The organism is Leisingera aquaemixtae (assembly GCF_001458395.1).
Lineage (GTDB): Bacteria > Pseudomonadota > Alphaproteobacteria > Rhodobacterales > Rhodobacteraceae > Leisingera > Leisingera aquaemixtae.
The window spans coordinates 42,789-68,886 of sequence record NZ_CYSR01000020.1; the positions used below are offsets into that span (position 1 = coordinate 42,789).

Here is a 26,098-nt window from a genome sequence, read left to right on the forward strand (position 1 = left end):
TATGAAGTTCATCAAGGATATCATCGGCGAAAAGCGGGAACGGGTCCGCCTGGACGGCGCCGCCGCCCCAGCCGCGGAACCGGTGCAGCCGCCTGCAGAGGACACCGGCAGCCGCGCGCCCTTCAGCCTCGGCAGCAGCTTCCGGCTGGACCCGGAACCCGGTCCGCCCCCCGCCAGCCCGGACGCTGCCGCGTCCCTGACAGAGGCTTTCCGCGACCCGCCGGACGTGCCCGCGGCAGACCTGGACGGTGAACCGGACGATGATTTCGCCGGTTTGAGCGGGCCCGAACCGGAGGAGGATGCGATTGCCGCCTTCTTCGCCCGCGAGCAGACCCGGACCGCGGCACAGGACCGCCCGGACACCGCCGCCTTCTTCGCCGCCCCGGAGCATGACACCGCAGAGGCGGATCCCGCGGAAGCGCCGGAAGAGGATTTCTTTGCCCAGCCGGAAGACGCAGACGACGACACGGCAGAGGCCTTCGCGGCGGATCCGGATTTCAGCCGCCTGCAGCAGCCGGAGCCGGACGCGGACACCGCCAGGCCCTACCGGATCTTCACGCGCAGCCACACCGCCGGGCGGAGCCCAGACGCCATGGGAGACCGCACCGAAACCGCCGCAGCACCTGCTCCTGAGCCGGACCCGCAGCCGGAAGTGCAGCCCGCAGTGCAGCCGGAACCCGCCTTCATCGCGGCGGACCCCCCGGCCCCTCAGGCTGCCGCGGCCCCGGCAGCGCAGCCCGCATGGGAAGCGCCCCCGGCGGAGGCGCCGCAGGCCGCCGTCTGCGCCCCTGCCGCCGCACCCATCTCAGCCCCCGCTGGCGCGCCGATTGACGTGCCCGCGCCCTCGATGGGCCGCGGCGCCAGCCGCGCGGGCCGGGTCAAGACCCGCCTCCTGGGGTTCAGCCCGGCGCAGGCCGCAGCCAGCGACCCGTTTGCCCGCAGCGCAGAGGCCGCGGCGCCCGGCTACACCCAGTTTCCCGTCGGCTGGCTCGCCATCGTGCAGGGGCCGGGCCGCGGCGCCGCCTTCACACTGTTCAGCGGCGTCACCGTGATCGGCCGCGGCGCGGATCAGACCGTGCGGCTCGACTTCGGCGACAACAGCATCTCCCGCGACAACCACGCCGCCATCGCCTATGACCCGGAGCAGAAGTCCTTCTTCATCGGCCACGGCGGCAAGGCCAACCTGGTGCGCCGCAACGGCCGCCCCGTGCTCAGCACCGAGGCGCTGTCGGCGGGCGACGTGATCCGGATCGGCGAAACCACCCTGCGCTTCGTGCCGCTGTGCGGCGCCGACTTCGGCTGGGACCAGCCGCAACACAGCGATGCCGCAGATGCTGCATTCCGCTGAGATCGAATACGACGCCGCGACGGCCCTCAGCCAGGGCCGCCGCGAGCGTCAGGAGGATGCGGTCGCCGCCGATTTCCCGGCCGGCACCGGCACCGGCTTTGCGGTGCTGGCCGACGGCATGGGCGGCCATGCGGCCGGCGACATCGCCAGCCGGATCGTGGTGACCGAGGTGTTCAGCGAGCTGAAGCTGCAGGCCGGCGATCCCGCGGCGCTGGAACAGGCCATCGGCGCGGTGCTGCAGCAGGCCGCCAATGGCGCCGACGCCTGTCTTGGCGAATATGCCAGCCATCAGCCCCAGGCCCGCGGCATGGGCGCCACCCTGCTGGCGCCGGTGCTGTTTTGCGACCGGCTCTATTGGATCTCGGCCGGCGACTCGCCGCTCTACCTGTTCCGCAAGGGCAGCCTGATCCGGCTCAACGCCGATCACTCGATGGCGTCTGAATTGGATGGCCTGGTGGCCGAGGGCCGGATGGACGCCGCCGAGGCCGCCAGCCACCCGGACCGCCACTGCGTCACCTCGGTGCTGACCGGCGCGGGCATCCCCCGCATCGACTGCCGCAGCGCCCCGGTGCGCCTGCAGGCGGGCGATATCGTGCTGGCCGCCAGCGACGGGCTGCAATTCCTGCCCGAAGCCGAAATCGCCGCCGTGCTGGCCGCCGAATGCCTGAGCCCCAGCGCCCGCATCGGTGCGGTGCTGATGCAGCGGCTGAAGGCTCTGAACGCACCCGAACAGGACAATGCCGCGCTCTGCGTCATCAAACCCTTCGACCCGCGCGCCAGGCACCCTGAACCGGCCCCGGCTCCGGCGCGGGACCTGGCACAGCCCGCGCCCCCGCCGCAAGCCCCGGCTCCGCGCCCCCGCGGCGGCCGCCGCGTCGTGACCCTGCTGGCCTCCGCGACATGGCGCGCCGCGCCCGCCGCCAGCCAAACCAAGACGGATGCACCGGTGTGAGCCTCTCCCAGCGAGACATAACCCCGCTTGCCGGCCAGCTGGAGCACACGCTCAGCACCGGGCTGCTGCCGCCGGACGTGACCGGCTGGGGCAGCCAGCTGCTGCAGCGGCTGCGCCAGCCGGTCCGGGTGGCTGTCACCGGCGCCCCGGGCACCGGCAAATCGGCGCTGATCGACATGCTTCTGGGCCGGGTGGTGATCGGCAGGGCCGCCGCGGGCCTGCCGGTCGAGATCTGCTACGGGCCCGAGGAGCAGGTGGTGTTCGACACCCCTGCCGGCACGCGCCGGCAGCAGGCCGGCTGCCTGGCAGACACCGCCGTGCCGCCGGATGCGCTGCGGGTGCGCCAGCACCTGCCCGACCTGCGGCTGCGCGCCCACAGCTTTTGCGAAATCCCGCTGGCAGGCCCGCCCGGCCGCCAGCAGGACACGCTGCAGCAGGCCGCCGCCATGGCGGACATCATCCTGTGGTGCAGCGAAACCTTCCCCGAGGCCGAGCAGGCCCTGTGGTCGGCAATGCCCGACAGCACCAAGGATCACAGCTTTCTGGTCCTCACCATGGCCGACCGCCAGATCATGCGCGGCATCCTTCCCGGCCTGATCCAGTCGCTGGAGCCGGTCGCCGCAGAGGAGTTTCTCGGCGTCTACCCGGTGGCCGCCATCCAGGGCCTGACGGCGCAGACCGCCGGCGCCCCGGCAGAGGGTCTGTGGCGCTCCAGCGGCGGCAGGCAGCTGGCCGAAGACGTGCAGCGACAGATCGGCCTGGGCCGCGCCTCGGATGCGGATCAGGCGGAACTGCTGATCCGCCAGTTTGGCGGCCCCCTCCCGGCAGACGCTCCGCCGCCGCCCGCGGTCAGCACCGCCCGCCCCGCCGCAGCACCGCCAGCCCCCGCCGCCAGCCTGGCCGCGGCGCTGGACCAGCTGCACAGCGGCGCCGAGGACATGCTGGCCCAGGCCGAAGCGGCCGGCGGCCCGCAGGCAGGCCCTGTCCTGGCGCACTGTATGGACCTGATCCGCAGCCTGTCCGCCTCGCTGGAGGCCCTGCCCGGCAGCGCCGCGGTCAGCGCCGCCCGCGACGCCGCCCAGGACGGCGAGGAGCTGTTGATGCTGTGCCAGCTGGAACAGGACGAAGACGCGGCCATCGACGCGGTGACGCTGCTTTTCCAACTGAAGAAGGAGCTGGCCGAAGTCCCCCCCGGGTAGCGCCCGCGCCCGGAAACGCGCCCAAGAACACGCCAATGCAGGAACAGCAGATTCAGCCATGAACATGGAAGCCCAGATCGAGAGTGCCACCGACATCCGCGCCTCCGCGCGGCCGACCAACCTGAACGCCGGGCTGGAGCCGCTGGCGGCATATGCCCGCAAGGCGCAGCGGCTGGATACCGCGCTGGCCGCCCTTGCCGGGGTGTCGGGCGAGCGGGTCCGGCGCAGCCTGGCCCGGCTGCAGGCGGAACTCGCCGCGTTCGAGCCCAGCGTCACCCTGCTGGGGCAGGTGAAATCCGGCAAGACCTCCCTGGTGAACGCCATGGCAGGCTGGGCCGACCTGCTGCCCTCCGACGTCAATCCCTGGACCTCGGTTGTCACCTCATTGCACCTGGAACCGGACGGGACCCGCACCGAAAACAAGGCCAGCTTCCAGTTCATGACCGAGGACGAATGGGACCGGCTGACCACCAAAGGCGGCCGCATCGGTGAAATGGCGGGCCGCGCAGGCGCCGGCAGCGAGCTGCAGAAGATCCGCGCCCAGATCGAGGAGATGCGCGAACGCTCCCGCCAGCGGCTGGGCCGCAAGTTCGAACTCCTGATGGGGCAGAAGCACGATTACGGCTATTTCGACAAGAACCTGATCGAACGCTACATCTGCCTCGGCGACGACTTCGGCGGCGAAGAGCCGGGCGGCGCGGACGAACAGGGCCGCTTTGCCGACATCACCCGCGCCGCCGATCTGTACCTGAACTGCCAGAGCGTGCCGCACCGCCTCTGCCTGCGCGACACGCCGGGCGTAAACGACACCTTCATGATGCGCGAGCAGATCACCATCCAGGCGATCCGCGACAGCCGCATCTGCGTGGTGGTGCTGTCGGCGGGCCAGGCGCTCACCTCGGTCGATATGGGGCTGATCCGGATGATCTCCAGCCTCAAATCGCGCGAGGTGGTGATCTTCGTCAACCGCATCGACGAACTGGCCGACCCCGCAAACCAGGTGGCCGAGATCGAGGCCAGCATCCGCCAGACCCTGCAAGCGCACCACGGCCCGCAGGAGGCCACCATCCTGTTCGGCAGCGCCTATTGGGCCAACAAGGTGCTGACCGGCGGGCTGGAGGATATGGATCCGGCCAGCTCCGCCGCGCTGCTCAGCTGGGCCGAGGCGTCGGTCAACGCGTCCCACGCCAAGGCCACCGCCCAGAACATGGTGTGGGAGCTGTCGGGCATCCCGGCCCTGAACCGCGCGGTCTCCGAACGCATCGCCGCCGACCTCGGCACCCCGCTGCTGACGCGCATTGCCGCCTCCGCCACCACGGCCGCCACCGGCCAGCAGGCCGCCAACGCGGTCCTGGTGCAGGGCGAGGGCAGCGGCGGCGGCGCCAACCTGCACGACGTCCGCACCGCTTTCGAGGATCTGTGCCAGAGCCACCTTGAGGCGCTGGAGGCGGAGGCGGGCCAGGTGCTCGACGCCTTCCGCGACCGCGCCGACCGGGCGCATGCCACCTTTACCGACCGCGCCACCCACGCGCTGATCGACCATCTGGAGAAATGGGGCGAGGACTGCCATTGGGAATACGACCCGGCCGGGCTGCGGATGCTGCTGCGCTCTGCCTACTCGGTGATGGCCAGCCGCCTGCAATCCGCCGCGCAGACCCGCTACGAGGCCGCGGTGCAGGATGTGGCAGAGCTGCTGTATGACGGCTTCGGCCCGGCGGTCGAGGGCATCCAGCTGGCGGTGCCCGAGGTGCCCCAGCCCGCCTCGCCGGTGGCGCTGGCGCAGTCCATCGCACTGGATTTCAACGACAGCTGGTGGGCCTCCTGGTGGCGCCGCACCCGCGGCTACAAGGCCTTTGCCAAACAGTTCCGCAGCCTGGTCGCTGGCGAGACAGAGGATTTCATGACCCAGCTCAAGACCGTGCAGACCGCGGACGCCCGCGCCGCCATCCTCGCCCGGCTGCAGGGCTTCTTCGACGATCAGCGCGACATCCTGCTGGAAATCGCCGACTGCCGCCGCGGCGGCGGCGACATGCAGGCGCTGTTTGCCGGCGATGAGGCCCGCCGCCGCCAGACCCAGACCGCCACCGCCTTGGAAACCCTCAGGAGCTTCACCGCATGACCCAGCACACCGCCATTCCTGCCCCCCTCGCTCCAGACGCGGCCCCGGCGCGCAAGCCCCGCCTGGCGCTGATGGGGGAATTCAGCGCCGGCAAAAGCACCCTGACCAACCTGCTGGCCGGCCGCGCCCCGCTCCCCACACGCGTCACCGCCACCCGGCTGCCGCCGGTCTGGCTGTCGCACGGGCCGGAGGGCGCCAGCCTCACCGGCACCGACGGCAGCGAAACCCCGGTGCCGCTGGAGGACATCGCCGCGGCACCGCTGGAAAGCACCGCACTGATCCGCCTGACCCTGCCCGCCGAGGCGCTGGAGCTGTGCGATCTGATCGACATGCCCGGCATCTCCGACCCGAACATGCCCGCCAGCGTCTGGCAGGCCCTGCTGCCCGAGGTCGACAGCGTGATCTGGTGCACCCATGCCACCCAGGCCTGGCGCCAGTCCGAAGCCGCCGCGTGGGAGGAGATCTCCAGCCGCCTCAGCGGCCCCAGCACCCTGCTGATCACCCACTTCGACAAGCTGCGCAATCCCCGCGACCAGGACCGCGTGCTGCGCCGCGTGCAAAAGGAAACCGGCGATGCCTTCAACGCCATCTTCCCGCTGTCGCTCAGCCAGGCGCTAACCGCGGGCGAGGATATGGAAGCATGGAAGACCAGCGGCGCCGACCGCTTTGCCGAATATTTGGTGGATCTGCTGCTGAACTGGGCAGAGCCCGGCCGCCGCCCGGCCCAGGCCGCAGCCCCGGCCCAGCCCCAGTCTGCCCCGCAAACCGCACCGCAAGCGGGCGGAGGTCCGCGCGCCGAAGTGCTGGATTTCGGCAGCAAGCGCGAGGCCGCCGCCCAGGCCCAGACACAGGCGCAGGCGCAGACAGCCGCCGGCAGCGCCGATCCCGCCAGCCGGGTGATGCCGCGCCGCGTCGCCCCGCCGGCCAAGCGCAGCCAGCGCCCAGGCCGCGCCCGCCCCGAACCCCAGCCCGCCGGAGACTGACACCGCCATGCCAGCCGCTGCCGCCCCGGATTGCCCGCGCCGCGAAGGAGACCCAAGGTGACGCTTGCCCGCCAGCTCGACACCCTGCGCCAAAGCGCGGACGGCTGCCGCCTGGCGGCCTTCGGCGATCTGGGCGCCAGCATCGTCCTGCGCAGCAGCAGCGCCGCCAGCGACCCGCGGGAATACCTCGACGCGCTGTGCCAGCAGGCCCGCCGCGGCTTCCTGATGCTCGACGCCGCGGTGCAGGCCGGGCCGGAGGCAGCGTGCCCGCCCGCCGATGACATCCTGATGCTGGTCCCGGGCGAGGCCCGCCTCTGCATCCGCGCGCCCGATGGCTCCGGCGACGCGCTCTTGTGCGTCTGCAGCGACGCGGACACCGCCGCCCGCCTGGCGGCACCTGCGCGGGCGCTGCTGGCCGGTCTCGGCGGGGGCGCAGAATGACCAGCCCCGCCCGCCAGCTCCCCGGCGCAAAGCCCGCCCCGGACGCGCTGCACCAGGCGCTGCGGCAGCTGGCGCAGCCGGTGCAGGCGCTGACTGCCCAGGCGCAGCGCGCCGCCGCGGGGCAGGAACCGCTGCTGCCTGCCCTGCTGCGCGAAATCGGGGAAACCGTGCTGCCGCGCGAAATCACCCTTTGCATCGGCCAGACCCCCGCCGCCGTTCTCACCGCCGCCCACCGCAGGCTCGCAGGCCTCAGCCTGGGCGGCACGGCGGAGGCGGGCGCCGCGCCGGAGGACCCCGCCGCCGCCGCCCGGCTGTTTGCCGCCCGGCTGCGCCGGCTGGAGGCGCAGGCCGCAAGCGCCGGCATCACTTTCCGCCGCCGCCCCTGCGCAGCGCCGCAGGGCGCAGGCAGCTGCACCGCCGCCCAGCTGCAGGAAGCGCTCGCCGCTGCCAGCCGCAGCCCGCTCGGCACGCTGCGCAGCGCCGCCGCGGCGCAGGCCCTGGCGTGGATCCATTGCCCTGCCGGTGCGCAGGCGCCGGTCAGCGGCGGCCCTGCCCCCCTGCTGCAACAGCTGCAGGCGGTCCGCAGCGCCTTTGCCGCCAGCGCCGCCCGCCCGGGATCGGCCAGAATGCCCGCCCACAGGCCCGACTGCCTGCTGCTGCCGGTCTCGCCTAATCTGCGCATCCTGGCCGCCGCCCATGAGGATGAGCTGCTGCTTCTGGCGCTGCCGCCCGGGGCCGTCCCCGGCCTGATCGAGACCTGGGACGCCCTGTTCTCCTGACGTCTTCTGCCCCGGCACGGCTCAGACCGTGCAGCCCGCCGGGCCGCAGCCGCCCGCGGGTCCGGCCCCGTCCGGCGCGGCGTCCGACGCCGCCGGCGCGTCCTCCGCCATCAGCGCGGCAATTTCCGCCCCCAGCCGCAGCTCCGAAACCTCGCCGAAGTGATGCGCCCGCAACTCCCCGTCCCTGCCGATCAGCAGCAGGCTCGGGGTGCCGCGCATCCCGTAGGCCTCCATCGTGCGCGGCATCGGCCCGCCGCCGGGCCGGTCCACCCCCACCGGAAAGGTGATCCGGTATTCCTGCAGAAACGCCGCCAGCGACACCGGCGTCATCGCCGCGTGATGCTCAAACACCGTGTGCAGCCCCAGCACCGCCACCCGGTCCTGCGGAAAAGCCGCCCGCACCTTCTGCGCCAGCGGCAGCCCGTGGCGCACACAGCCCGGGCACAGCATCTGAAACGCCTCGATCACCACCACCCTGCCCCGCAGCGACTGCAGGGTGACGGGACCGGGGCTGTTGAACCACTGCACGGTATCAAGTTCGGGTGCGGGCATGTCTGTCTCCTTGTCTCCGCTCGGTCACAGGCGCCGCCCCGGCCCGCCCGCCAAGGGGCCGCCGGGGCAACAGGGGTCACAGCTTGCCCGGCAGGCTCAGATCGCCGGAAGCCACATCGAACACATCGGTGACACACAGCAGCGGCGCGTGGATATCCGCGTTCACCCGCAAGGCCGCCGTCACCCCGTCATAGGCCGCGCCCTCCAGCGCCACCTCCCGGCCAAAGGCCGCTGTCACCGCAATCTCCGGCCCGTCGAACACCGGCGAGAATCCGGGGCTGTCGAGGAAGATCGGGAACCCGGGCCAGGTCGCAGGCAGCTGCGGCGTCTCGCCTTCCGGAATGTCGCGCACCGCCAGCGCGCCAGGGCCGCAGGCTTCAGCCGGGGCCAGCACCACCCAATGGCTGTGCCAGACCACCCCGTCATTGGCCGGGTCGCCGTCCTGGTTCTCGTCATACAGGGGCGTGTCGTCGAAATCCGGGTGGCTGGTCGCCGCCAGCGCCAGAATGCCGGTGCCGCCCTCGAACCCGACTGCAGACGGGTCCAGCGAGGTCGGCCAGACATAAGACAGCACCCCTGCCCCGCCCACGGCGCCCGTTGCCTCCGGCACCTCGGCGCCTGCGGTCCCGTTGGTGGTCATGTGAAAGGTCACCAGGTTGCCCTTGCGGTGCGCATGTGCCGCCAGAATGTCAAAAGCCGCCCGCGTCCCGTCCGCCGATGCCGCCGACAGCACAGCGCCGTCCTGATCCGCCGCGCGGCCGTGGCCCTCATCTGCCAAAGCTGCGCTAGCTGCCAGCATCAGCGCCGCGCCCGAAATAAGTGAAATCCGCATTGCAGTGTCTCCGTTATGTCCTTCGTGATGCTCCTTGTAGTTTCGAGTCGCTATCCTTTGCAAGAATTATTTCGACTCGCTACCTTCAGGCCCGCACCACGCCCGCAGCCGGGCAGGCACACAGAAACTACCGCCGTGCGCCACCGCACGGCGGAGCTGTCAGATCATCCCGGAAATACGGCGCAGGCGGCGCTTACGCCCCAGGCGCCTTGTAGGCGCCGGCAATGCCGCTGGCCTTCTTCTGCATCTCGAGGAATTCGTCCGCGGTAAAGGCCCGCACGGTCCTGAGGTTGCTGACCGCACCGCTGGCGCCCACCGCCAGCAAGCCCGCCAGCAGGGCCGACACATCGTCAATGTTCACATGGATGGCAAAATCGCTGTCCCCCGTGGTCAGGAAAAAGCTTTCCTGGGTGCCGCCCGCCGCTTCGACCAAAGCACGGGACGCAGCTTCGCGGTCGCTGGGGCGATCAACCATCGCCTTCATGGCAGAGGCGGTATAACAACCGGTCACGATAAATCTTGGCATTCTGACTCTCCCTTGGGGTAAAAGGCGAGCCGTTTTCGGGCACGATGCCGGATCGTCCGGCCCGCATCCCCCCAAGCTGCCATGATACCACAAGACGGGGCCGTTTGGCATGCCAAACCGGGCAGCGGGCCGGCGCCTGCCCCTGCCGGTCAGGAGGCGGGCGGGAACACGGCTGTTTTCTTGACCGTGCCGTACACGAAACTGGTGTCGATCGAGGCGATGCCGCCGATCGGGTGTATGCGGTTGCGGATGAAGCTTTCATAGGCTTCCAGGTCCGGCACCAGCACCCGCAGCTGGTAATCCATCGCCCCAGTCAGCACATGGCACTCCAGCACCTCGTCCATCCGCCGCACGCGGCCTTCAAAGGACTGCACGTCGGTTTCATTGTGCCGCTCCAGCCGGATCCGAACAAACACGGTGATCGCCAGGCCATAGGCCGTGGCGTCCACATCGGCGCTGTAGCCGCGGATCACCCCGCTCGCCTCCAGGTTCCGCACCCGGCGCAGGCAGGGCGAGGGCGACAGGTTCACCGCCTCGGCCAGATCCTGATTGGTCATCCGCCCGTCGCGCTGCAAGGCGCGGATGATCTGTCTGTCTTTGCTGTCCATGCGGTCCCCGATTGGCAGATTATGCCAAAATCTACTCACATGCTGGCATAATTGGCAATCCATCACTCTCCGGGCAGGCGCAATATGGCAGCAACACAGATCAGGAGCCCGACATGAAACGTTCCGCAGGATTTGCCACCCGCGCCATTCACCACGCCTACAACCCGCAGGACCACGACGGGGCGCTGACCCCGCCGCTGCACCTGACATCGACCTTCACGTTTGAGACCGCCGAAGCCGGCGGCGAGATGTTCGCGGGCGAGCGTCAGGGCCATATCTACAGCCGCATCTCCAACCCCACCTGCGACCTGCTGGAACAGCGCATCGCGGTGCTGGAAGGCGCAGAGGCGGGCCTGGCCCTGTCCAGCGGCATGGGCGCGATCACCGCGGTTCTATGGACGCTGCTGTCGCCCGGCGACGAGGTGATCGTCGACAAGACGCTCTACGGCTGCACCTTCGCCTTCATGCGCCACGGCCTGGCGAAATGGGGCGTCACCATCACCCATGTCGACATGACCGACCCGGAAAACCTGCGCGCCGCGGTGTCGGAGAAAACCCGCGTGGTCTATTTCGAGACTCCGGCCAACCCCAACATGCGGCTGGTCGACATTGCCGCCAGCTCTGAGATCGCCCATGCGGCGGGCGCCACGGTGGTGGTCGACAACACCTATGCCACCCCCTACCTGACCCGCCCGATCGAACACGGCGCCGACATCGTGCTGCACTCCGCCACCAAGTATCTGGGCGGCCACGGCGATGTGGTGGCCGGTCTGGTCGCGGGCACCGCCGAGCAGATCGCCGAGATCCGCCTGGTTGGCATGAAGGACATGACCGGCGCGGTGATGGCGCCCTTCAACGCGATGCTGATCCTGCGCGGCATCAAGACGCTGAACCTGCGGATGGACCGCCACTGCGCCACCGCCCGCACCGTCGCCGCCTATCTTGAGGCGCACCCCGCCGTCGGCGCGGTGTATTTCCCGGGCCTCGACAGCTTTGAACAGCACGGTATCGCGGAACGCCAGATGGACCAGCCCGGCGCCATGATCGCCTTCGAAGCCAAGGGCGGCCTGGCCGGCGGCATTGCCTTCATGAACCGGCTGGAGATGATCCAGCGCGCGGTGTCGCTGGGCGACGCCGAAACCCTGATCCAGCACCCGGCGTCGATGACCCACTCCACCTACACGCCTGAGGAACGCGCCGAGCACGGCATCAGCGACGGCCTCATCCGCCTGTCGGTCGGGCTGGAAGACGCCGAAGACATCATCGCCGACCTGGAGCAGGCCCTGGCCCCCGCCGCCCTGCAGGCCGCCGAGTAAACCGCCCCTCAAGGAGACCGCCATGCGCCCCGATCCCGCCCATCTGAAGACCATCGAACAGCGGCTCTTGTGGCTGTCGCACTGGATGGTCCACCACGCCAACCACATCCGGCCCAAGGCGGACGGGATCAAGGTGGGCGGGCATCAGGCATCCTCGGCCTCGATGGTCTCGATCATGACGGCGCTCTATTTCACCGCCCTGCGGCCCGAGGACCGGGTGGCGGTGAAACCCCACGCCGCCCCTGTCTTTCACGCCCTGCAGTACCTGATGGGCAACCAGACCCGGGAGAAGATGGAGAACTTCCGCGGCTTCGGCGGGGTGCAAAGCTACCCCAGCCGCACCAAGGACACCTGCGACGTGGATTTCTCCACCGGCTCGGTCGGGCTGGGGGTGGCGATCACCTCCTTCGCCTCGCTGATCCAGGACTACATCACCGCCAAAGGCTGGGGCGCTGACGCCCCGATGGGCCGCATGGTCGCCCTCGTTGGCGACGCCGAACTGGATGAGGGCAACATCTACGAGGCCCTGCAGGAAGGCTGGAAGAACGATCTGCGCAATTGCTGGTGGATCATCGACTACAACCGCCAGTCACTCGACGGCATCGTCCGCGAGGGCCTGTTCGAGCGGATCGAGAAGATCTTCGACGCCTTCGGCTGGGACGTGGTGCGGGTGAAATACGGCGTCCTGCAGCGCGCCGCCTTTGCCGAACCCGGCGGAGACAAGCTGCGCGGCTGGATCGACGCCTGCCCGAACCAGGACTATTCCGCCCTCACCTTCATGGGCGGCGCGGTCTGGCGCCAGCGCCTGCTCGACGACCTCGGCGATCAGGGCGACGTCACCGCCCTGATCGAACGCCGCAGCGATGCCCAGCTGGCGGCGCTGATGGAAAACCTCGGCGGCAACTGCGTGGAGACGATGGCCGAAACCTTCGACGCCATCACCCACGACCGCCCGGTCTGCTTCCTGGCCTATACGGTCAAGGGCTGGGGCACGCCGATTGCGGGCCACAAGGACAACCACGGCGGCCTGATGAATTCCGCCCAGTTCGCCCAGTGGCAGGCGCATATGGGTGTGCCCGAGGGCCAGGAGTGGGATCCCCTCGCCACCGTCCAGGACCCGGAAGGCCTGCGCCAGTTCCTCTCCGAAGTCCCCTTCTTTGCCCAAGGCACCCGCCGCTATGCCGACGCCCGCCTTCCGGTGCCCGAAATCGCCGCTCCTACCGGCCGCGAGATTTCGACCCAGATGGCCTTCGGCAAGATCCTCGACAATCTGTCCAAGGGAAGCAGCGACCTGGCCGACCGCATCGTCACAACCTCGCCGGACGTGACCGGCACCACCAATCTCGGGCCCTGGGTGAACCGGCGCAAGCTGTTCTCCCGCACCGCCCAGGCCGATGCCTTCATCGAGCACCGCATCCCCTCCACCGCGAAATGGGAATTCACGCCGGAGGGCCAGCATATCGAGTTGGGCATCGCCGAGATGAACCTGATGCTGCTCTTGGGCGCGGCCGGCCTGTCGCATTCTCTGTTCGGCAAGCGGCTGATCCCCATCGGCACCGTCTACGACCCCTTCGTCAGCCGCGGCCTCGATGCGCTGAACTACGCCTGCTACCAGGACGCGCGCTTCATCCTCGCGGGCACGCCGTCAGGCGTCACCCTGGCCCCCGAGGGCGGCGCGCACCAGTCCATCGGCACCCCGCTGATCGGCATGTCGCAGGACGGCCTGGCCGCCTTTGAACCCGCCTTCGCGGATGAGCTGGCGGTGATCATGCAATGGGCCTTCGACTATGTGCAGCGCGACGGCGAGGGCGACCCGGACGAGCGCACCTGGCTGCGCGACGAGACCGGCGGCTCGGTCTATCTGCGCCTCACCACCAACCCGGTGGAACAGCCCGGCAAACGGGCGGATGACGGCTTCCGCCAGGGCACCATCGACGGCGCCTACTGGCTGCGCCCGCCGGGGCCGAACTGCGAGGTGGTGATTGCCTACCAGGGTGCCGTCGCGCCCGAGGCGATCAAGGCCGCAGGCATGATTGCCGAAGAACGCCGCGACATTGGCGTGCTGGCAGTGACCTCTGCCGACCGGCTGAACTCCGGCTGGACCGCCGCCCAGCGGGCGCGCTCGCGCGGCAACGCCGCGGCGCAGTCCCATGCCGAAACCCTGATGGGTGCCCTGCCGCCGCACTGCAAGCTGATCACCGTGATCGACGGCCACCCCGCCACCCTGTCCTGGCTGGGCTCGGTCGCAGGCCATCAGACCATTCCGATGGGGGTGGAGCATTTCGGCCAGACCGGCACCATCGGCGACCTCTACCGCCACCACGGCATCGACGCCGCCGCCATCGTCGAAAAGGTGAATGGCCTCACCGCGGGCAAGCGGGCCGCCCGCGGCGCCTTTGCCGCGATGGCGCGCAGCTGAGGCCTGAAAAAAGCGGGGGCCATCTGCCCCCGCCCCACGCTTTTACAGAACCGCGCCGCTGAACTGCGCCAGCCCGACGCCGCTGTCCTGCAGCGCGCGGCGCACATCGGCGGCAATGGCCACCGCGGCCGGGGTGTCGCCATGCAGGCAGATGGTGTCGATCCGCGCCGGGATGCGCTTGCCGCTGGCGGTGATGATGGCGCCCTCGCGCACCATCTCGACCATCCGCCGCCCGGCCTCTGCCGGATCATGGATCACCGCGCCGGGCAGGCTGCGGTCTACCAGCGTCGCATCGTCGTTATAGGCACGGTCGGCAAAGATCTCGCAGGCGGTCTTGCAGCCCAGCTCCTGCGCGGCCTGCTGCTGCGCGGTGCCCGCCAGCACCATCACGATGATCTCCGGGTCCACCGACAGCGCCGCCTGATAGCAGGCCCGCGCCATCGCCAGATCTTCCGAGGCCATATTGGCCAGCGCCCCGTGCAGCTTCAGATGCCGCACCGCGCCGCCCGCCGCGCGCGCCATCGCCTGCGCCGCGCCCAGCTGGTAGCGCACCATGTTGCCCAGCGTCTCATGCGGCACCGACATCCGGCGGCGACCAAAGCCCTGCAGGTCGGGAAAACCGGGATGCGCGCCGATGCCGGTGCCCTTGGCCACCGCGTGTTTCATCGTCGCCGCCATCACATCCGGGTCGCCCGCGTGATAACCGCAGGCGATATTGGCCGAGGTCACGATATCCAGCAGCCCGGCATCATCGCCGAGGCTCCAGGCGCCAAAGCTTTCGCCCATATCGGCATTCAGATCGACAGTTCGGGTCATGTCATCTCCTCACAAGACATCTTCTTCACCGGCAATCGCGCCGCTGATCAGCTGATAAGACAGCAGGTTGGACATGCTGCGCGGGTCGCGGATCAGCGGGAAGCACTGGCTCCGCAGGCCCGCGCGCCGCTCCGCCTCTGCCCGCTCCAGCTCCACCGCCTCCTCCAGCGGGATAAAGCGGAAGCGCAGCTCCGCCCCCGCCGCCGCCTGCGCCAGCAAGGGCAGGTCGCAAGGAAGCACCGTGCCGATCCGGGGATAGCCGCCGGTGGTCTGGCATTCCGACAGCAGCACATAAGGCGTGCCGTCGCCGGTCACTTGGATGTCGCCGGGCACGATCACCTCAGACACCACCGTGCGCGCGCCGTCGGGGCGGAAGCCTTCGCCATCGCTCTCCATCGGAACGCCCATCCGGTTGCCGCGCGCCCCGCGGCGGAAGGCGGTGCCTTCGAACCGCTCCAGCTCCGCCTGCGGGAACAGCGCCGTCTGCAGGCTCGCCACAACCCGCACGGTGCCGCCCTCAAACCGGTTCTCCGGCGTCAGCCCCAGCCCGCTGCCTTGGCCGCCGTCCGCGCCGGTCTCCAGCACATCGCCCTGCGCCAGCGCAGCACCAATGCCCGCCGCCAGATGTGCCGAGCGCGCGCCCAGATGCACCGGCGTCTGAAAGCCGCCGCCGACGTGCAAATAGCCATAGCTGCCGCTGCGTGCCGCGCCGATCGTCAGCCGCGCCCCCGCGGGCAGCAGGTGGCTGGCGTTCCAGGCCGCGGCGGTGCCGTCGATGCTGGCCCGCATCGGCGCGCCGGTGAGGGCGATGCGCAGATCGCTGCCCGCCTGGAACTCGCCGCCCAGGCCGGCCATCTCGACCGCCGCCAGTTCCGCCCCCTGCCCCAGCAGCGCCGCACCCTCGGCCAGCGCCAGCCGGTCGGCAGCACCGCCGCGCGACACCCCGTATTCCAGCCAGCCCGGACGGCCAAGGTCCTGAACCGTCATCCCGGGTCCTGCGCGCAAAATGGTCAGCGAGCCGCTCATGACAGATCCTCCGCCCTGGCGCCGCCCAGCGGATCGCGCCGCAAGCCCTGCAGCTCCTCCGGCGTTATCGCGTTGAATTGCACCTCATCGCCGAGGCGCAGCAGGAACGGCTCCTCCGCGTCGGGGCGGAACAGGCGCACCGCGGTCTGGCCCGCGTGCATCCAGCCGGTGGGCGTCGCCACCGAAAACAGCACCAGCTGCCGGATCGCCACCGCCAGCGCGCCCTCGGGAATGCGGGTGGTCAGCTGGCTCTGGCGCGGGATGTCCCAGGCCTCCGGCAGCTCACCCAGATAGGGCTGGCCGGGGGCAAAACCGATGGTCTGCACCCGCACCCGCGCCGCCGACAAGGAGGCCACCGCCTCCGCCTCGCTCATGCCCGCAGCCGCTGCTGCCTGTGGCAGCTGCGGCGCCAGCTCGGTGCCGAACACCGCCGGAATGCGCCACAGGCGGCGCTGGCCGGGCAGCGTGGCGGCGTACCAGTCGCGCTGCGCCAGCAGCCCCTCCAGCCGCGCCCGCAAGCCCGCATGGTCCAGATGCCGCAAATCAAACCGCACATAGGCCGACACCAGCGAGGTCGAGACCTCCTCCACCCCGTCCCAGCTTCGCGCCGCCAGGGCGGCGCGGAACGCCAGGGCGGCGCGGTTGGCCGGCTCGCTCAGGCGGCTGCCAAAGCTCACCAGCATCCCGTCCACCCCCACCGTGCGGATGTCGGGGGCAGGCGGTGCTGCGCGCTCCTCAGCCATCACATCTGCTCCGGCAGGAAGGTCACGATGGACGGAAACAGCACGATCAGCACCAGCGCCAGGACCATCAGGAAGAAGAACGGCAGCGCCGCCTTGGCCACGGTCAGAATGTCCCGCCCGGTCAGCGACTGCAGCACAAACAGGTTGAACCCGACCGGCGGCGTGATCTGCGACATCTCCACCACGATCACCAGGAAGATGCCGAACCACAGCGGGTCAATCCCCGCCTCCAGCACCATCGGCATGATCACCGAAGCCGTCAGCACCACCACCGAAATCCCGTCGAGGAAGCAGCCCATGATCACAAAGAAGATTGTCAGCGCCGCCAGCAGCGTGAAGGTCGACAGGTTCAGCGAGCCGATCCACTCCGCCAGGATGCGCGGAATGCCGGTGAACCCCATCGCCACCGTCAGGAACGACGCCCCCGCCAGGATAAAGGCGATCATGCAGGAGGTGATGGTCGCCCCCATCAGCCCCTCGGTAAAGCTCTGCCGGGTGAGCGAGCCGGACTGCCACGACAACAGCAGCGCCAGCACCACCCCCACGGCCGCCGCATCGGTGGGCGAGGCGATGCCCGCATAGATCGAGCCGATCACCCCGCCGATCAGCAGCACCACCGGCACCAGCCTGCGGGCGCGTTTCAGTTTCTCGCGGAAGGTGGCGGCAATGTCCTCGGTCGGCAGCTGGCTGCGGTTCAGCAGCGCCCAGATCACCACATAGCCCACGAACAGCCCGACCAGCAGCACGCCCGGCAGCACGCCCGCGACAAACAGCCGGGCAATGGACTGCTCGGTCGCCACGCCATAGACGATCAAAATGATCGACGGCGGGATCAGCAGCCCCAGCGTGGCAGAGCCCGCCAGGGTGCCGATCACCAGCTTTTCAGGATAGCCGCGGCGCGACAGTTCGGGGATCGACAGCTTGCCGATGGTGGCCGCCGTGGCGGCAGAGGACCCCGACACCGCGGCAAAGATCCCGCAGGCAAAGACGTTCACATGCAACAGCTGCCCCGGCAGCCGGTTCATCCAGGGCGACAGCCCGGTGAACATGTCCTCCGACAGGCGCGAGCGGAACAGGATCTCGCCCATCCAGATGAACAGCGGCAGCGCCGCCAAGGCCCAGGAATTGCTGTGGCCCCACATGGTGGTGGCCATCACCAGCCCCAGCGGCGCCTCGGTGAACAGCGCCATCGCGGCGATGCCCACGCCCAAGAGGGCAAAGGCCACCCACAGGCCAGCGCCCAGGAACAGGAACAGAAGGACCAGAAGAATGATCGAAAGCGCGGCAACTGACATGATGATCCCCTATTCGCTCAGAAGATTTTCGCCCTTGCCCTCCCAGGAGGGCAGCGCGCCGCGCAGCACGGAGATCAGCTCGTCCGCCAGCGCCAGGGTGAGGATCGCAAGACCAAGCGCCACCGGCGCCTGCGGCAGCCACAGCGGCACCGACACCATGCCCGCGCTGCGGTCGCCGAACTCCAGCGATTCCAGCAAGAGCAGCCCCATGTACCAGGTGGCAAAGCCGCTCATCGCCAGCGCCAGCAGGATCACCCCCAGCTCCGCCGCGCGGTGGGCGGCGGCAGGCAAGCGGTTGGTCACCAGCGTCACCCGGATGTGGCCGCCCGCCCGCAGCGCATAGGCCAGCGCCAGAAAGGTCGAGGCGGCCAGGAAAAAGCCGGTGAAATCGGCGTAAGACGGGATCGTCAGCCCCACCCCGGTTCCGGTCAGCGCCGCCGCGATCTTGTCCGCGAGGTTCAGGCACACCTGCGCAAAAACCAGCGCCACGATGGCCACGATAAACAGTGCAGCCAGGCCCCCGGCCGCACGGTAGATGAAATCAAGCACAGGCCGCATCGCCGCCCCTCCTCCCCAGGAGACCGGACGCCGCCCCCGGCGTCCGGCCATGTTGCAATTACTGCTGGTAGGCGTTCAGCAGGGTGGCGCCGGCCTCCCCGGCCTCGCCCTTCCAATTTTCCAGCATCTCGGCGCCAATCGCGCGCAGGCCTTCCATCAGCTGCTCCGACGGCTCAACCACGGTGATACCGTTTTCCTTCAGCACCTCGATCTGGCTGCTGGTCTCGGCCCGGCTCATCTCCCAGCCGCGCGCTTCGGCCTTGGCTGCGGCCTCCAGGATGGCAGTCTGGGTCGCTTCATCCAGGCGGCGGAACGCGCGCTTGTTCACCACCACGATGTTCTTCGGGATCCAGGCCTGAATGTCGGTGTAGTGGCTCAGGAAGTCCCACGCCTTGGAGTTCACCCCGGTAGAGGGCGAGGTGATCATCGCCTCGACCCGGCCGGTGCTGAAGGCCTGCGGAATGTCCGGCACCTCAACCTGGGTGGGCGCCGCGCCCGCCAGGTTGGCGAACTGCTCCAGCGTCGCGTTGTAGGTGCGGAACTTCAAGCCCGCCAGATCCTCGACGCTGTTGATTTCCTTGGTGGTGTACAGCCCCTGCGGCGGCCACGGCACAGCGTACAGCGCCATCAGCCCCTGCTCGTCCAGCAGCCCGCCGATCACATCCTTCTGCGCCGCCCAAAGCCGCTCGGCCTCTTCATAGCTGGTCGCCAGGAACGGCAGCGAGTCGGCGCCGAACGCCGGGTTGTCATTGGCCAGAAGCGACAGGAAAAACTCGCCCGCGGGCACTTGGCCGCTGCGCACTGCCTTGCTGATTTCCGGGTGCTTGAACAGCGAACCGGCGGAATGGACCTTGATCTCCAGCCCGCCCTCGGTCGCCTCGGCCACGTCGCTGGCGAACTCAGAAATGTTCTTGGTGTGGAACGTGGCGTCCGGATAGGGCGTCGGCATGTCCCAGGTCGCGGCCAGCGCCGGCACCGACAAGCCGGCAATCAGAACGGCGGCGCCGCCCAGCAAACGGGTGATCTTCATCTTAATTTCCTCCCAAAGCGAAATATTGCAATATCGTACCCATAACGCTGATAATTTGTCAACGTTTTGCCAATGTATCCCACTAGGCCCGCACCTGGCCCGCCGCCGCCACCAGCACCACGGCCTGCTTGATCTCCTTGATACTTTACCGTTTTATGACCACATGCAGATAACACGCCGGGGTTTTATCAACAAAGAAGGGTGCAAGAATGGCCGAAAAGAAACCGGATTCCCGCCGAATCGTCTCCTCCCGCCACCTGGCCGAAGGCGAAGGCTGGGAACTGTCGGAGCTGGAATTCGGCCTGATCATCGCCTCCAACGCGTTTTCCCGCTGGATGACCCGCTGCATGGCGGCGGCCGGCCAGCCGGATCTGAACCCGCTGGAAATCCTGATCCTGCACAACGTCAATCACCGCGGCAAGGACAAGCGCCTGTCCGACATCTGCTTCCTGCTCAACATCGAGGACAGCCACACCGTGAACTACGGGCTGCGCAAGCTGCTGAAAGCCGGGCTGCTGGCCTCGGAAAAGCGCGGCAAGGAAGTGTTCTACCGCACCTCCGCCGAGGGCGCAGAGCTGTGTTCAGCCTATCGCGACGTGCGCCGTCAGTGCCTGCTGGACGGGCTGTCCGCAGCCGACCTGCCGGGCAAGGACCTGCGCGAGCTGGCCCGCAGCCTGCGCGCGCTGTCCGGCCACTACGACCAGGCCAGCCGCGCCGCCGCCTCGCTCTGAACCACGGGGCAACAGGCGGCCCCCTGCCCTACCCGGCCAGTTCCTCGAACGCGCCGGGAATCAGTTCCTCCCAGAATTCCGCCATCTGGCTGGCCAGCAGCGCCGCACCCCAGCCGCGGTTGCGGAATTCCTCGCGGTCGATCTCATCTTCCAGCCGGCTCAGGAACAGCCGCTTGTCGGCATCGCGCTGCGTTGGCGAGCGGCTGGCGGCCAGATCGCGGATCCGCTCCAGCCGCTGCGCCCTCAGCGCGCGCTCCTGCGCCTTGGCCGCATCCTCTGCCGCGGCCCTGCGCGCCGCCTCCGCTTCTGCCGCCTTGCGCGCCTCGGCCGCGGCCAGCACCTCCGGCGGCACCTCTTTCACCGCCTCCGCAGGCGCGTCCTTATAGTCGTCCCGCAGCGCCGCGCTCAGGTAACGCACCGGGCTGTCCACCCCCTTGCGCCCCTTCAGATAGCCGACCTTCTCGGCCACATAGTCCTCGCCATGCTCGGCAATCCACTGCCGCGCCAGCCGGTCGCTCACCCCCAGCGCCATCAGCTGGCCGTAAACCGCCCCCTGCCGCACCCCGGCGCCATCATCAATATCCAGCATCGCCAGCTGCGGGTTCTCCTTGATCAGGAACCGCACCTCCGCCACCTGCCGCCCCATCTTCTTGAACTCCGGCGTCAAGAGGATGTTGGAGGTCTTGTTCACCTCCGCCACCGCCGGCTTGATGATCTTGGCGTTCAGGTGCTTGAAGCTCTCGTAATAGGCGCTGCCCTCCACCCCCATCAGGCGGCGGAACAGGGCAATGTCCCACCAGCCGGTCGAGCCTGTCCGCACGAACCGGTAGCAGTTCTCATAAAGCGCCAGCGCATGGCCGCTGGTGAAGCGGCGCTGGATGTTCAGATTGATCAGGGCAAACACCTTGGGGTCGTGCAGCTTCTCCGCCAGCGCCGGGCTATAGGCGTATTCGCACACCCCGCTCTGCAGCTTGGCGTAGGACAGAAGCGAGCTGACGCCCCACTCCTGCTTGCCGTTCTCGTCCAGCATGTCCCATTCCGCCACCGTCTCCGCCAGGCTGCGCAAGGACTGTTTCAGGGTTTCCATATCGTTGGAGTTATAGCCCACCATCATGCACAGCGTCTGGGCGTCAATCTGGTGCTTGGGCTTGGAAATCAGCGCGTCATAGGCATTCAGCAGCAGCACATTGGACAGCTTGCGCTGCAGCAGCGTCAGCTTGCCCGAGACATGGATCGCGGCGACGTTCTTCTTCACCGACCCCCGGCGCAACGGCCCGGTCAGCTTGCTGTGCGGGATTTCGTCTGGATCCATCGCCCTGCCCTCTTGCCCCTGGCGGCTTGACGCTCTTGCGGGGATTCTGCTCTGCAGGGACTATGACGCAAAAGGAACCCGCGCTCAATCCCGGCTTGGGGACCCGTTTACAGGAGAAGGCCATCCCGGAAACGGGTACCTTAAGACCAGACCGGCGTTTGCAGGCCCCGGATACCGCCGAAATCCCCCGGTTTACGGCTGTTCCGGGCGCTCAAACGGCCCGATTTCGGGCCTCAGGGGCACGGGTGCCCGTCCTCCCGCGAATCGGGACCCTTGCTCCCGCAGACAGGTACCCATGCTCCTGCAAACGGGTTCCTTTGCCCCCGGATGCGGGTCCCCAAACATGTATAACCGTTTGATATAATTACGGTTATCTCCCTTAAAGACTCTAAACTGAATCAAAGATTCACAACATTTCAACCTGTTTGTGCGATAGTGATTTTCGGGGAAAAGAGACATATATTCCGCTGATTACGGACGGCAGCGGAAAACAGATGCGCTGCCAGATAATGATTCACTCTCTGCCCCGGATGTGCGACAAAACCGGTGATAACACGCCAAACAGGCGATTTTACCGAGGCACACGAGACATGGCAAAAAAACCGGACACTCCCCTGCCGCCCTATTTCAACCTGGATCCGGCAGCGGCAGCCGCCAAGCTTGGCGAGATGGTCGACACCGCCAGATTCGCCAAGGCCGCGGCGTTTGCAGGCCGCGGGCGCGATGATCTGGCCAAGCGCGGCTACGCGCCGGACGGGCGCAAACGGCTGCGCAAATTCTCCACCTGGGAGGTCTGCCGCTACCTGATCCCCGTCGCCCCCGCCCACCTGCGCCGGGTGCTGAACAAGAACCCCGACCTGCCCCAGGGCGAAGGCGCCAGCGGCTCGAAATGGTTCACCTTGGAGGAGGTGCTGAAACTGCGCGACCACTTCGCGGAGGAAGGCATCTCCACCAAGGAATACCGCCCCTACCGCCCCGAAGGCTTGCCCGCCAAGGTGGTCGCCGTCGCCAACTTCAAGGGCGGCGTCGGCAAGACCTCGACCGCCGCGCATCTGGCGATGTCCGCCGCGCTCGACGGCTACAAGGTGCTGGTGGTCGATCTCGACAGCCAGGGCTCCATGACCTCGATCCTGGGCGGCCAGGTGGCCGACGAATGGCAAACCGTCTTCCCCCTGCTCGCCCGCGACTACGCCGAGGCGGTGGAGGCCGAGAACAAGGTCCGCGCCGCCGCCGGATCCGAGCCGATCCCGCTGGACGAGACCCTGACCGAGGCGCGGGAGGTTTCGCTGCGAAACGTGGTGCAGAAAACCCACTGGCCCAACATCGACCTCATTGGCGCGCAGCTGAACCTCTACTGGGCGGAATTCCAGATCCCGGTCTGGCGCATGGGCCTGCGTAACTGGGCGCTGTGGGACGCGCTGACCAACGCGCTGGACCAGGGCGGCGCGCTGGACGATTACGACGTCATCCTGCTCGATACCCCCCCTGCCCTCGGCTACCTCACCATCAACGCGCTGGCCGCTGCCGACATCCTGATGGTGCCGCTCGGCGCGTCGTTCCTGGAGTTCGACTCCACCGGCCGCTTCTTCGACATGCTCTACTCCACCTTCGCCTCGATCGAGGATGGCGAGAACGCCGCCCGCCGCCGCGCGGGCCTGCCGGAGATGAAGTTCGAATGGGATGTGGTGCGCGCCCTGATCACCCGCTTCGATGCCAGCCAGCAGACCGACCTGGCGAATGTGATCCAGGCCTATTTCGGCGACATGATGAACGCCTACCGGCAGGACTATACCGCCCTGGTCGGCCAGGCCGGCGAGAGCGTCTCCGGCATCTACGAGGCCGACTACCGCAATTTCAACCGCGAGACCTACACCCGCGGCCGCGAGGTGTTCGACCGCACCTATGCGGAATTCAAGGAACTGCTGATCGGCAGCTGGTGGCGCGATCAGCAGATGGAGCAGCAGCAATCCCAGCAAGAGGAGACAGCAGATGGCCAGGCGCAGACAGCTTGAAACCCCCTCGCCCGAGGCGCTGAAGGAGATTGAGGCAGGCATCGACCGGGATCTGGCCCGCGGCCCCGGGCTGCGGCCGCCGATTGCCGATGTGGTGGCCGATGCCGCCCGCCATGCCGACCCCCTGCCCCAGGCCGGCCGCGAGGCCGCGGCCCGCGACCGGGCCGACGCCGAACGGCTGCGCGCGGCCGAGGAAAAGGGCCTGGTGGCGGTGGAACTGCCCATCACCGGCATCACCGCCGAGGCGCTGAACCGCGACCGGATCGTGATGGACGAGGACGAGATGCAGGAGCTGATGAGCTCTATCTCGGTCAACGGGCTGCGGCTGCCGATTGAGGTGTTCGAGCCGGCAAACCACGAGGACGCGGGCAAATACGCGCTGGTCTCCGGCTACCGCCGCCTGACCGCCTACCGCCGCCTCAACGCGCTGAGCGGCGGCCAGCGGTTCCAGACCATCCGCGCCTTCATCCGCGCCCCCGGCAGTATCGCCGAGGCGATGGTCGCGATGATCGAGGAGAACGAGGTCCGCGCAGGCCTCAGCCAGTATGAACGCGGCCGCGCCGCGGCGTCTGCGGTGCATGACGGCGTGTTCGCCACCGTCGACGAGGCGGTGGCGGTGCTGTTTCAGAACGCCTCCAAGGCCAAGCGCTCCAAGATCCGCTCCTTTGCCCTGATCCACGAGGAGCTGGGCGACATGCTTGCCTACGCCACCGGCCTCAACGAACGCCAGTGCCTGAGGCTTGCGGGCGCCTTGCGCGCCGGGTTCGCCGAAGATCTCCGCACCGCGCTGGAACAGGCCGGCGGGCGCTCGGCGGCGGATGAATGGGACGCCATGCTGCCGCTCATCGACCAGGCCGAAGGCGCGCCGCAGGATCCCAGCCGCGGCGGCCGCCCCAAGGCTGTGCAAAAGGTTGAACGCACCCGCAAGACCCGGGTGGCCCGCGGCATCACCATCGAACGGGAGCTTGGCCCGAGCGGCTATGCCATCCGCTTTTCCGGGTCCCAGGTGACGGCGGAACTGGTCGATGCGGTGATGGACAACGTGCGCCATCTGCTGGAAAACGGCTGAGCGGGCAGGGAAAGGCAGCCCGGTTTCGCAGCGAAACCCCCGGTCTTTGGCCGGGGGTTTTGTTTTGCGCGCAAGGGCCTGGGCGCCGCGCGCGGTCCGCACCCGAGGGGGAGGTTTCGCAGCGAAACCTCCCGCCCGTCTGGCACTTGGTGCGCCGCAATCCGCCAACAGGTTTCGCAGCGAAACCGCCGCCGCCGCGGACCAGCGCACTGCTGTTTTCTGTCGCGGCAGGCCGTCAGTTCGCAGCGGACCCCGCGCTGGCCGCACACTCTCCGGCCCCTTCTGCGCAGCATTGCTTGCGGAACTGGCTGGGGGTTGCGCCCTCGCGCTGGCGGAAGGCGCGCTCAAACGCGGAAACTTCCGAATAGCCCAGCCGCTCCGAGATGTCGTGCAGCTGCGCGCCCGGGGCCAGCAGCATGCGCTTGGCAATCTCCATCCGGCAGCCCGCCAGCAGCCGGGAAAACTTCTGCCCCTCATCCTCCAGCCGCCGCCGCAGGGTACGGCGCGACATGCCCAGAGCAGCGGCGATGGCGGTCTGCTCAAAGCTTTCCCGCCCGATCCGCATCAGCAGCTCGCGGCGCACCCGCACTGTCACCGGCGCCGCCCGCTCGCTTTGCCGGGCAGTGCGGACAATCGACTGCGAGGCGGTCTTGAAGGCCGGGTTTTCGCTGTCCGCCAGCGGCAGATCCAGCAGACCGGCGGAAAACACCAGCGTGTTCGAGCTGGCGGAATACTGCACCGGGCAGCGCGGCCCGGCGCTGCTGCGGCTGTGCAGGGCGCTTGATTCGTGCTCCAGCGACAGCAGCTCCGGCCGCCAGTCCGGACCGGTGGCAGAGCGGATCAGGCTGTGGAATACCGACAGCGTCAGCTCCGCATCCTGCTGCCGCGGCCAGATGCTGGTGTCGAGGATCCGGTAGGTCAGCCGGGCGGTGTCCCCGCGCACCGTCAGCCGCAGTTCCGAATCGCTTTGCACCATCGGAAAGGCATTGCGGAACAGCGCCAGCGCGGCCCCCAGCGTCGGCGCCTGCAGGATATATTCCCCAAGCGTGCCGAGGTTTTGCAGGTTGAAGACCGAGCCGACCCGCCAGCCGAAATCCGGCAGGCCAAGCTGTTCGGAAGCATGCTCGCAGAAGTCGACGAATTTCTTCAGGTTGATCTCGCCCTCCAGGTCCCGCGGCCCGATTCCGGCGTTGCGGGAAATCGTCGCGGCATCGCCGTTCATGAACTCGACGGCCCGCAGCGGGTCATTCAAAGTGGAGGCGGAAATCCGGGGCTGATAGTTGTGTGGCATCGCGCAGTTCCTCAGGATTGCTCCAGAATACCGCAAAAATCTGCCATTCGAGAAAAAATGCCGCAGTCCGGGCCGGCGCTGCTGATTCTGTCCGGAAATGTCGGGTTGTTGTCCGGAAGTGTCCGCCACAAGCGGCGGCCT

24 protein-coding genes are annotated in these 26,098 nt (G+C 68.5%); 12 read left to right on the forward strand and 12 right to left on the reverse strand.

Translation table 11 applies throughout. The annotated features are described in order from the left end of the window. Window position 1: 1 nt before the first annotated feature. The 7 genes from PHA8399_RS22785 to PHA8399_RS08260 are packed head-to-tail and all read left to right on the forward strand — an operon-like array spanning window position 2 to window position 7,821. On the forward strand, window positions 2-1,348 hold the full coding sequence (locus PHA8399_RS22785; RefSeq protein ID WP_058285674.1) for an FHA domain-containing protein: 1,347 nt from the start codon (window positions 2-4) through the stop codon (window positions 1,346-1,348). Then, on the forward strand, window positions 1,332-2,300 hold the full coding sequence (locus PHA8399_RS08235; RefSeq protein WP_058285723.1) for a PP2C family protein-serine/threonine phosphatase: 969 nt from the start codon (window positions 1,332-1,334) through the stop codon (window positions 2,298-2,300). The genes PHA8399_RS22785 and PHA8399_RS08235 overlap by 17 nt, the downstream gene beginning before the upstream one ends. After that, entirely contained in the window at window positions 2,297-3,499 is a 1,203-nt protein-coding gene (locus PHA8399_RS08240) for a hypothetical protein (protein WP_058285724.1), read from the forward strand. Before PHA8399_RS08235 ends, PHA8399_RS08240 begins: the two co-directional genes overlap by 4 nt. A gap of 58 nt (window positions 3,500-3,557) precedes the next feature. Continuing rightward, entirely contained in the window at window positions 3,558-5,618 is a 2,061-nt protein-coding gene (locus PHA8399_RS08245; protein ID WP_058285675.1) for a dynamin family protein, read from the forward strand. Further along, window positions 5,615-6,601 (forward strand): dynamin family protein, encoded by a 987-nt coding sequence (locus PHA8399_RS08250; protein ID WP_058285676.1) that lies wholly within the window; start codon window positions 5,615-5,617, stop codon window positions 6,599-6,601. The genes PHA8399_RS08245 and PHA8399_RS08250 overlap by 4 nt, the downstream gene beginning before the upstream one ends. Window positions 6,602-6,658: 57 nt before the next feature. Continuing rightward, window positions 6,659-7,042, forward strand: coding sequence for a hypothetical protein (locus PHA8399_RS08255; protein ID WP_058285677.1), 384 nt, complete (start codon window positions 6,659-6,661; stop codon window positions 7,040-7,042). Next, window positions 7,039-7,821 carry a hypothetical protein gene (locus PHA8399_RS08260; RefSeq protein WP_058285678.1) on the forward strand — a complete coding sequence of 261 codons (783 nt, stop codon included), beginning with the start codon at window positions 7,039-7,041 and terminating at the stop codon, window positions 7,819-7,821. Before PHA8399_RS08255 ends, PHA8399_RS08260 begins: the two co-directional genes overlap by 4 nt. 21 nt (window positions 7,822-7,842) lie before the next feature. Here the strand turns inward: PHA8399_RS08260 and PHA8399_RS08265 are convergent, their stop codons facing one another. From PHA8399_RS08265 to PHA8399_RS08280, 4 genes are all read right to left on the reverse strand, one after another. After that, a complete protein-coding gene (locus tag PHA8399_RS08265) occupies window positions 7,843-8,373 on the reverse strand; it encodes a redoxin domain-containing protein (protein ID WP_058285679.1) in 531 nt (176 codons plus the stop codon). Window positions 8,374-8,449: 76 nt separating this feature from the next. After that, window positions 8,450-9,205, reverse strand: a complete 756-nt coding sequence (locus tag PHA8399_RS08270; RefSeq protein ID WP_058285680.1) for a hypothetical protein — start codon at window positions 9,203-9,205, stop codon at window positions 8,450-8,452. Window positions 9,206-9,398: 193 nt separating this feature from the next. Further along, a complete protein-coding gene (locus PHA8399_RS08275) occupies window positions 9,399-9,731 on the reverse strand; it encodes a GYD domain-containing protein (RefSeq protein ID WP_058285681.1) in 333 nt (110 codons plus the stop codon). Between the two features lie 149 nt (window positions 9,732-9,880). Next, window positions 9,881-10,339 carry an Lrp/AsnC family transcriptional regulator gene (locus PHA8399_RS08280; protein ID WP_058285682.1) on the reverse strand — a complete coding sequence of 153 codons (459 nt, stop codon included), beginning with the start codon at window positions 10,337-10,339 and terminating at the stop codon, window positions 9,881-9,883. Between the two features lie 113 nt (window positions 10,340-10,452). Here PHA8399_RS08280 and PHA8399_RS08285 point away from each other — a divergent pair, with 113 nt between their 5' ends. Both PHA8399_RS08285 and PHA8399_RS08290 read left to right on the forward strand, forming a co-directional pair. Next, window positions 10,453-11,655, forward strand: coding sequence for a methionine gamma-lyase (locus PHA8399_RS08285; RefSeq protein ID WP_058285683.1), 1,203 nt, complete (start codon window positions 10,453-10,455; stop codon window positions 11,653-11,655). A 22-nt stretch (window positions 11,656-11,677) separates the two neighbouring features. Beyond that, the gene (locus PHA8399_RS08290) at window positions 11,678-14,074 is read left to right on the forward strand and encodes a thiamine pyrophosphate-binding protein (RefSeq protein ID WP_058285684.1); all 2,397 of its coding nucleotides are present in this window, start codon (window positions 11,678-11,680) and stop codon (window positions 14,072-14,074) included. 42 nt (window positions 14,075-14,116) lie between these two features. On the opposite strand, the gene PHA8399_RS08295 is transcribed toward PHA8399_RS08290, so the two are convergent. From PHA8399_RS08295 to PHA8399_RS08320, 6 genes are read right to left on the reverse strand one after another with little or no spacing between them, the layout of a single operon-like run. Beyond that, the gene (locus PHA8399_RS08295; RefSeq protein ID WP_058285685.1) at window positions 14,117-14,890 is read right to left on the reverse strand and encodes a LamB/YcsF family protein; all 774 of its coding nucleotides are present in this window, start codon (window positions 14,888-14,890) and stop codon (window positions 14,117-14,119) included. A gap of 9 nt (window positions 14,891-14,899) precedes the next feature. Then, window positions 14,900-15,916: a 5-oxoprolinase subunit C family protein gene (locus PHA8399_RS08300; RefSeq protein WP_058285686.1), complete on the reverse strand. Its 1,017-nt coding sequence runs from the start codon at window positions 15,914-15,916 to the stop codon at window positions 14,900-14,902. Beyond that, entirely contained in the window at window positions 15,913-16,659 is a 747-nt protein-coding gene (locus tag PHA8399_RS08305) for a 5-oxoprolinase subunit B family protein (protein WP_058285687.1), read from the reverse strand. Before PHA8399_RS08305 ends, PHA8399_RS08300 begins: the two co-directional genes overlap by 4 nt. Then, a complete protein-coding gene (locus PHA8399_RS08310) occupies window positions 16,659-17,954 on the reverse strand; it encodes a TRAP transporter large permease (protein WP_058285688.1) in 1,296 nt (431 codons plus the stop codon). Before PHA8399_RS08310 ends, PHA8399_RS08305 begins: the two co-directional genes overlap by 1 nt. A 9-nt stretch (window positions 17,955-17,963) precedes the next feature. After that, window positions 17,964-18,512 carry a TRAP transporter small permease gene (locus PHA8399_RS08315; RefSeq protein WP_058285689.1) on the reverse strand — a complete coding sequence of 183 codons (549 nt, stop codon included), beginning with the start codon at window positions 18,510-18,512 and terminating at the stop codon, window positions 17,964-17,966. A gap of 58 nt (window positions 18,513-18,570) precedes the next feature. Beyond that, entirely contained in the window at window positions 18,571-19,542 is a 972-nt protein-coding gene (locus tag PHA8399_RS08320; RefSeq protein ID WP_058285690.1) for a TRAP transporter substrate-binding protein, read from the reverse strand. A 209-nt stretch (window positions 19,543-19,751) separates the two neighbouring features. On the opposite strand from PHA8399_RS08320, the gene PHA8399_RS08325 reads away from it, so the two are divergent. Then, window positions 19,752-20,273, forward strand: coding sequence for a winged helix DNA-binding protein (locus tag PHA8399_RS08325; protein ID WP_027234624.1), 522 nt, complete (start codon window positions 19,752-19,754; stop codon window positions 20,271-20,273). 28 nt (window positions 20,274-20,301) lie between these two features. Here PHA8399_RS08325 and PHA8399_RS08330 read toward each other — a convergent pair whose 3' ends face one another. Next, window positions 20,302-21,585 carry a replication initiation protein gene (locus PHA8399_RS08330; RefSeq protein WP_058285691.1) on the reverse strand — a complete coding sequence of 428 codons (1,284 nt, stop codon included), beginning with the start codon at window positions 21,583-21,585 and terminating at the stop codon, window positions 20,302-20,304. A 590-nt stretch (window positions 21,586-22,175) separates the two neighbouring features. On the opposite strand from PHA8399_RS08330, the gene PHA8399_RS08335 reads away from it, so the two are divergent. Beyond that, window positions 22,176-23,597: an AAA family ATPase gene (locus tag PHA8399_RS08335; protein WP_058285692.1), complete on the forward strand. Its 1,422-nt coding sequence runs from the start codon at window positions 22,176-22,178 to the stop codon at window positions 23,595-23,597. Continuing rightward, window positions 23,575-24,666, forward strand: coding sequence for a ParB/RepB/Spo0J family partition protein (locus PHA8399_RS08340; protein WP_058285693.1), 1,092 nt, complete (start codon window positions 23,575-23,577; stop codon window positions 24,664-24,666). Before PHA8399_RS08335 ends, PHA8399_RS08340 begins: the two co-directional genes overlap by 23 nt. A gap of 235 nt (window positions 24,667-24,901) precedes the next feature. On the opposite strand, the gene qhpR is transcribed toward PHA8399_RS08340, so the two are convergent. Then, window positions 24,902-25,957 (reverse strand): AraC-like transcriptional regulator QhpR, encoded by a 1,056-nt coding sequence (gene qhpR / locus PHA8399_RS08345; RefSeq protein ID WP_058285694.1) that lies wholly within the window; start codon window positions 25,955-25,957, stop codon window positions 24,902-24,904. Window positions 25,958-26,098: the final 141 nt, after the last annotated feature.